General features: G+C 57.5%; 6 protein-coding genes. 5 read left to right on the top strand and 1 reads right to left on the bottom strand.

Annotated features, from left to right (window positions below):
* The first annotated feature begins 428 nt into the window (after window positions 1-428).
* The 3 genes from I8N66_RS35465 (at window position 429) to I8N66_RS35475 (ending at window position 2,805) form a co-directional block, all read left to right on the top strand.
* Window positions 429-1,433: an Ldh family oxidoreductase gene (locus tag I8N66_RS35465; RefSeq protein WP_291164633.1), complete on the top strand. Its 1,005-nt coding sequence runs from the start codon at window positions 429-431 to the stop codon at window positions 1,431-1,433.
* 48 nt (window positions 1,434-1,481) lie between these two features.
* Complete coding sequence (locus I8N66_RS35470) at window positions 1,482-1,694, top strand: 4-oxalocrotonate tautomerase family protein (protein WP_291164636.1); 213 nt, start codon at window positions 1,482-1,484, stop codon at window positions 1,692-1,694.
* 70 nt (window positions 1,695-1,764) lie between these two features.
* Window positions 1,765-2,805 (top strand): proline racemase family protein, encoded by a 1,041-nt coding sequence (locus I8N66_RS35475; protein WP_291164639.1) that lies wholly within the window; start codon window positions 1,765-1,767, stop codon window positions 2,803-2,805.
* A 417-nt stretch (window positions 2,806-3,222) separates the two neighbouring features.
* Here I8N66_RS35475 and I8N66_RS35480 read toward each other — a convergent pair whose 3' ends face one another.
* Window positions 3,223-3,936, bottom strand: a complete 714-nt coding sequence (locus I8N66_RS35480; RefSeq protein ID WP_291164642.1) for a GntR family transcriptional regulator — start codon at window positions 3,934-3,936, stop codon at window positions 3,223-3,225.
* A gap of 1,025 nt (window positions 3,937-4,961) precedes the next feature.
* Between I8N66_RS35480 and I8N66_RS35485 the strand changes: the two genes are divergently transcribed.
* Both I8N66_RS35485 and I8N66_RS35490 read left to right on the top strand, forming a co-directional pair.
* A complete protein-coding gene (locus tag I8N66_RS35485; protein WP_291164645.1) occupies window positions 4,962-5,111 on the top strand; it encodes a hypothetical protein in 150 nt (49 codons plus the stop codon).
* Window positions 5,112-5,305: 194 nt separating this feature from the next.
* Window positions 5,306-5,911: dihydrodipicolinate synthase family protein (locus I8N66_RS35490; protein WP_291164648.1), on the top strand; the 606-nt coding region annotated here is incomplete at its 3' end.

Raw genomic sequence — 5,911 nt, forward strand, 5'->3', positions numbered from 1 at the left:
TACTCGCGCTCCTGGTCTTCCATGGCAAACCAGTTGGCCCGCTCCCAGCCGGCGACTCCGCCGAAGACGGCGCCGCGGGCCTTCAGGTGCTCATGCAGCGGCGAGCGGCGCACGCCGCGGGCGGTCGCCATCTGACGGTAAGATCGCGCGCCTTGCCGCCAAGGCCGGTGGCCCAGCGGCCTGCGGCAAAGAACTCAGGCTGCCAAGGGAAGCAATAATAACCTTCATTTTTCCATCACCGAGCCGAGATTGTTATGCATTGAAGGTCTGAAATGCTTCGCGGCAAACGCGCAGGCTCCCGCAACGGTTTCAGCACCAACGATGAGCAGCTTCCGGCTGTTTAACACGGGGAATCGAATTACATAAATACGTATTGTATACTTATTGTATTTTATATATTGTCGATGCAGCGCCTCAAGGAGAACGTTATGACGCCTATAAAAATGTCACTCGACGACATCGGCCGACTTTCCCTGAACGCGTTTATTCACAATGGGTTCAGCCTTAAGCAAGCAAGCGCCATTGCAGACGTTGTTACGCGCGCAGAGGCTGACAACTGCGCATCACACGGGCTTTATCGCGTTCCGGGCTACGTCTCGGCGGTGCTCGCCGGGCGGGCGAATGGACTCGCTGAGCCCACTGTTGCGCAACAAGCACCCAGCGTCCTTCGCGTTGACGGCGACGGCGGGTTTGCTCCTCTGGCAGTAGATACCGGTTGTCCTGATTTGATCGCGCTTGCGCGGCGCCAGGGAATAGCGGCGATGGCGATTGGAAACACTCATCATTTTTCGGCATTGTGGGCCGATCTCGAACCGATCGTCGATGCCGGCCTCGTCGTCTGGTGCTTCGTGGTTGGGCAATGCGCCGTTGCGCCGCACGGTGGAACCCATCGGCTGATGGGAACCAATCCTATCGGGTTTGGTTGGCCACGTCCGAATGGCGGCGCGTTCATTTTCGATTTTGCAACGAGCGCAGCCGCGAGAGGTGAAGTTGAACTGAAGCGGTTGTCCAACGAGCGTATTCCCCAAGGCTGGGGCATCGACGCAAAAGGGCGCCCAACGACCGATCCTGCAGAAGCGTTAGCCGGCGCGCTTCTACCGTTTGGAGGCCACAAAGGTTCCGCGCTTTCGATGATGGTTGAGCTGATCGCCGGACCATTGATCCGCGAAAAGACGAGCAGCGAAGTGGCGCAACTAGGAATATCCGACGGTGGACCGCCTCCCGGAGGCGAGCTCTTCGTCGTTGTCGACCCAACTGCCTTTGGTAGTGATGCAAGAACAGTCGGCGAGGCATTTTTTAAAGAGGCAACAGCTCAGGCCGGCGTTCGCCTCCCGTCGGCGCGACGCCATGCCGCACGGATGAAGAGCCGCGAAAGCGGGGTTGAAGTTCCATTGCAACTGGTTCGAGAAATTGAGGACTTGTGCAGGTCGTAAATAACTCGCCTCCCCTATTCAAGCATTCCAACTTTGAAAGGATGAACCGTGCCAATCGTCAGAATAGAGCTGTTTCCCGGCCGTAGCCACGCCACGAAGATGGAGATCGCCTCGGCAATTACTCATGCCCTTGAAGAAAAGGCCGGCATCCAACCGAGCGCCACGACGGTGATCTTTTCGGAGATCCCACCAAGCGACTGGGTCGTTGCCGGAAAGCCCTACGCAATGCCAACCAAAGAAGACACCACTTCGTCATCCTGACGCACAAAGCTACTGGACTTACTGCGCACGAGCTATCTCGGCACGCGTGGAACAAAATGGAGAAAACTAGATGCGCTCTCGCCTTTCAATTAACGTCGTCGGCTGCCATGCCGAAGGCGAAATCGGCGACGTCATCGTCGGCGGCGTGCTGTCGCCTACTGGCGGCACCATGATGGACAAGATGATCACGATGGAGCGGGATCACGATCACATCCGGCAGCTCCTGATTTGCGAGCCGCGAGGCTCTGTCGCGCGCCACGTCAACCTAATCGTCCCAGCGGTTAATCCGGAATGCGTAGCTGGTGCCATCATCATGGAACCGACTGAATATGTCCCGATGTCCGGTTCAAACACGATCTGCATCGCAACAGTTCTGCTCGAAACAGGTATGGTTCCGATGAACGAGCCAGTTACCCGCTTCAAATTGGATATGCCTGGCGGAGTGATCGAAGTGACAGCTGAATGCGAAGGCGGCAAATGCCGTTCGATCACATTCCGCAACGCACCCGCATTCGCCGCGGTTCTGGACGGAGCACTTGAGGTAGAGGGATACGGCACGATCCCACTCGATATCGCCTACGGTGGAATGTTCTTCGGCATCGTCGACGCCAAGGGCCTTGGTTTCGAGGTGAAACCGGATGAAGCGCGAGACTTGGCTATCCTCGGCGAGAAGATCCGCAAAGCTGCCCGCGAGCAGTTTGACGTGGTTCATCCAGAGTTTCCAAATGTCTGCGGTGTTTCGATCGTCCAATTCGCTATGCCCTTCGAGGGAAGCGGGAAAGTCACGCGAAACACCTGCATCGTCGCACCCGGACGGTCGGACCGCTCACCGACAGGAACCGGAACATCCGCGCGTATGGCAGTGCTGCAGGCGCGTGGGCAGATGAATGTTGGAGACACCCTCATCCATTCATCGATTATCGGATCACGGTTTATCGGCAAGATACTGGATGTGAACCATTTCGGTGAACGGACAACGATTGTACCGCAAATCACGGGGCGGGCCTGGATCACGGGGCAGCATACATACCTCGTTGACTCCGATGACCCATGGCAGACCGGTTACATGCTTTCAGATACCTGGGGAGTTACGCCGACCCTGAAGCAGTAGTCAGTATCGCTGGAAAGGCGCTTTTCTTTCGCCGTTTCTCGGCATGGCGAAAGCCATGATACTCACGCGGGACAGACGCTTTCCTGCAAGGCGCCGTTCCCGCGTTTTCCGCGCTGTTCATGCCACTCTTCCGTTTTCCAACCCAAATCGCTGCCTCTTCTTGTAGCGTAGCGTGGAGGGAGGACGGCAATCGTGATCGAGGTGAACAACCCCGCGACCGGCGAACTCGGCAGGTAGTTGTATCGCCAAGCTTTCGGCGGCGTTTCACATCGGACGGGATCTTGCCGAACGACGTCCTTGGCGTCGTCATTCCGGGCGTGAGCGGGCAACACGGACCTACTACAACAAAGACGCCTTGGATGCCGCGTCATGTTTTCGCGCAGATTCGCAATTCTGCTCTGGTCGGTACCTCCGAAACTAGACCCCGACGGCGATCTGCATGCCCTCGGGCGCGGCATACATTGCCATGTTCTTGCGCGACAGATCGAGGTGCGCGCGCAGCAGAGCTTCCGCACGATCTGCATCGTGATTGGCGATGGCGTCGATGATATCTTCGTGCTGGCGGCAGGCACCTTCCAGATTTCGCTGCATCTGTGCGTTCGCGGGGCGATAGAAGATCTTTCCGATCCGGGCGTGATCGATCAGCAGTCGGCGAAGACTTGGCAGGAGATAGGCATTGTTGGCGATCTCGCCAATGCGCAGGTGGAACTGATCGTTGTAGAAAACGCGCCCATCGACATTATCGCCTTCGACGGACTGGCGGAAATGGTTCTGGATTTCCCGAAGACTTGAGATATCCGGCTTCGTCGAGACCTCAGCGGCAAGCCGCGTAGTCGCAACATATATGAGGGGCGCCACAAGGAAGAAATCGCGAAGCGATTGATAGCTCATTGAGGTCACGCGCGCAGGGCGGTTCGATTCGAGCTCAATGAACCCCTCTCCGGCAAGCTGTCGCATGGCCTCGCGGACGGGCGGGCGCGACAGGCCAAACTCCTCACTTAGCGCAATTTCATCAAGAACCGAGCCCGGCGCTATCTGCATCGTCAGGATGCGGTGGCGCAAACTCGCGCTCAGAGCAGTCTTACGGTCGACCCCAGGACCGATCTCGGTCGGGAATAGATCTGCGGCCATTTCAAGCTCCTTTGCGCGGCAATGCGTCTACTTAGTAATTGGGACAATGCAGTGTCTGGGATTTCACCCATGCGACACCGAACGGCGCTCCTTATTCCATCCACGCCCGGCCTTCCTGTGATCGCCGGCGTTTGCGCTGCCCGGCTTGGTTTTTCTGACCTCCTTCACGGATTGCGAGGGCATCGTACCATTGCGCCCATTGACGGTCTACTATTTGTCTACCTATTGTCTTTTAAAGCAGTCATGAAAATACAACGGAATCTGGCGGCGCCATGTTGCATCGGCGGCTCTGCCTCATCCGAACGAAAACGGGCGTCCTGCCATGACCGATTTCAATTTCGTTGGCTTGAATTTTGCCGTTGCCACGCCCTTCGATGCGCAAGGCCGCATCGACTATGCGCGGATCAGCAGAACCTCGAACGTTACCTCGCGCTTGACGTTCCAGGCTTCGTTCTCTCCTCCAGAACGGGCATGCACGTCTATCTTTCAAGAGAAGAGTCGGACGAGCTCCTTCGGCGCGGTTCGAAGATCATCAGCGGCCGCTGGCGAAGGTCTGCTCAGATCTCCACCCTCCTGATGAGCGATATCATAACTCGGACGAACCATGCGGCCGATTGCGGCGCAGACAGCGTCATGGTGCGGCCGCCGCAGCCGCTCACGACCATCCGTGCGAAAGCGAACCTTGCATACTGCAAGTGGAGGGCGGGTGCCGAATGGCGCGGGCAAGGAGTGGGCCGCTGCGCTGCGCGTCAGAATTGAATAACAAAACTCCGGTCGGAAGTCGCGGCACTCTTGGCATTCACGGACAATAGCCGCCAAAAGTAGGGAACGTAAGGTGCCAAGCACTTCCTCGAGGAAAACCCGGATATCTGGAAGAAGTGGGTCTCTCCCGAGGCCGCGGAAAAGATCGAGGCTGCGCTGTAACGAGCACTGCCGCACCCGGTGCGGTGTGCTTCCGGCACATCGCACCGTTCATGCCGACATAACAACAAGAACGCATCGGCACTTTCGAGTAGGGGAACCGAATGGACTGGTTTTATCAATTTCCACACATGGACGACAACGCGCTTCGAGATCCGAAGAAGGTCATCAACGAGACCTGGTTCAGGCGCACTTACCACCACATCACTCCCGCCAGGCTTCGCCGGTCGCATCGCAAACTCGGGCTGCGCTAGTGGCCGCCTCCGTCTCAGAAGCATTGGAAAATGCCACCCTAACCCGCGGCGCTGCCTAGAATTTGCACTCTTCTGCAAATATTTTTATTGTAGACAAAATGTCTATTCTTGAGCTACAACATGTCTATTAGGTAACCGCCGTGGAACGGGAAAGCTTGGCACGGCTGCCGAACCTACAATCCCAGGAGGTATCCATGAATTTTGACGGCATCTACACGCCGGTCATTACGCCGCATGCCGCAGATGGATCGATCGATCGGGACGCATTTGCCGCGATGATCGAACACCTTATTGCCTCGGGCGTTCACGGCCTCATCAACGGCGGCTCGACCGGTGAATACTACGCTCAGTCGATGGAAGAGCGCGTGGAAATGGCAAAATTCGCAAAAGAAGTGATCGGCGACCGCGTGCCGCTCGTTGTCGGCACAGTCGCCATCCGTCTAGAAGACTCCATCATGATGGCGGAGACTGCGGCAAAGATCGGCGCGGCCGCGATCCTCGTCGGCTCGCCACCCTATTCGGTCCCAACGGAGCGGGAGAACGCACTGAATGCACTTGCCATCGACCGTGCGGCAGATCTCCCGATCATGCTCTACAACTACCCGGGCCGCATGGGCATCAACATGGGCGAGGAGTTTCTGGATCGGGTCGGTCGCAGCCGAAACTTCTGCGCAATCAAGGAAAGCTCGGGCGACATAAACCGCGTGCATCTGCTCGCTCGCGACTACCCGCACGTCCAGATGTCCTGCGGTATGGACGACCAGGCGCTAGAGTTCTTCGCCTGGGGCGCGAGGAGTTGG

The organism is Ensifer sp. SSB1 (genome assembly GCF_016652895.1).
In the GTDB taxonomy this organism is placed as follows: domain Bacteria; phylum Pseudomonadota; class Alphaproteobacteria; order Rhizobiales; family Rhizobiaceae; genus Ensifer.

Excerpts from the sequence above, each read along its gene's own strand:
- I8N66_RS35480 (WP_291164642.1), bottom strand. The coding sequence starts at position 3,936 with ATGGCCGCAGATCTATTCCCGACCGAGATCGGTCCTGGGGTCGACCGT.
- I8N66_RS35485 (WP_291164645.1), top strand. The coding sequence starts at position 4,962 with ATGGACTGGTTTTATCAATTTCCACACATGGACGACAACGCGCTTCGA.
- I8N66_RS35475 (WP_291164639.1), top strand. The coding sequence starts at position 1,765 with ATGCGCTCTCGCCTTTCAATTAACGTCGTCGGCTGCCATGCCGAAGGC.
- I8N66_RS35465 (WP_291164633.1), top strand. The coding sequence starts at position 429 with ATGACGCCTATAAAAATGTCACTCGACGACATCGGCCGACTTTCCCTG.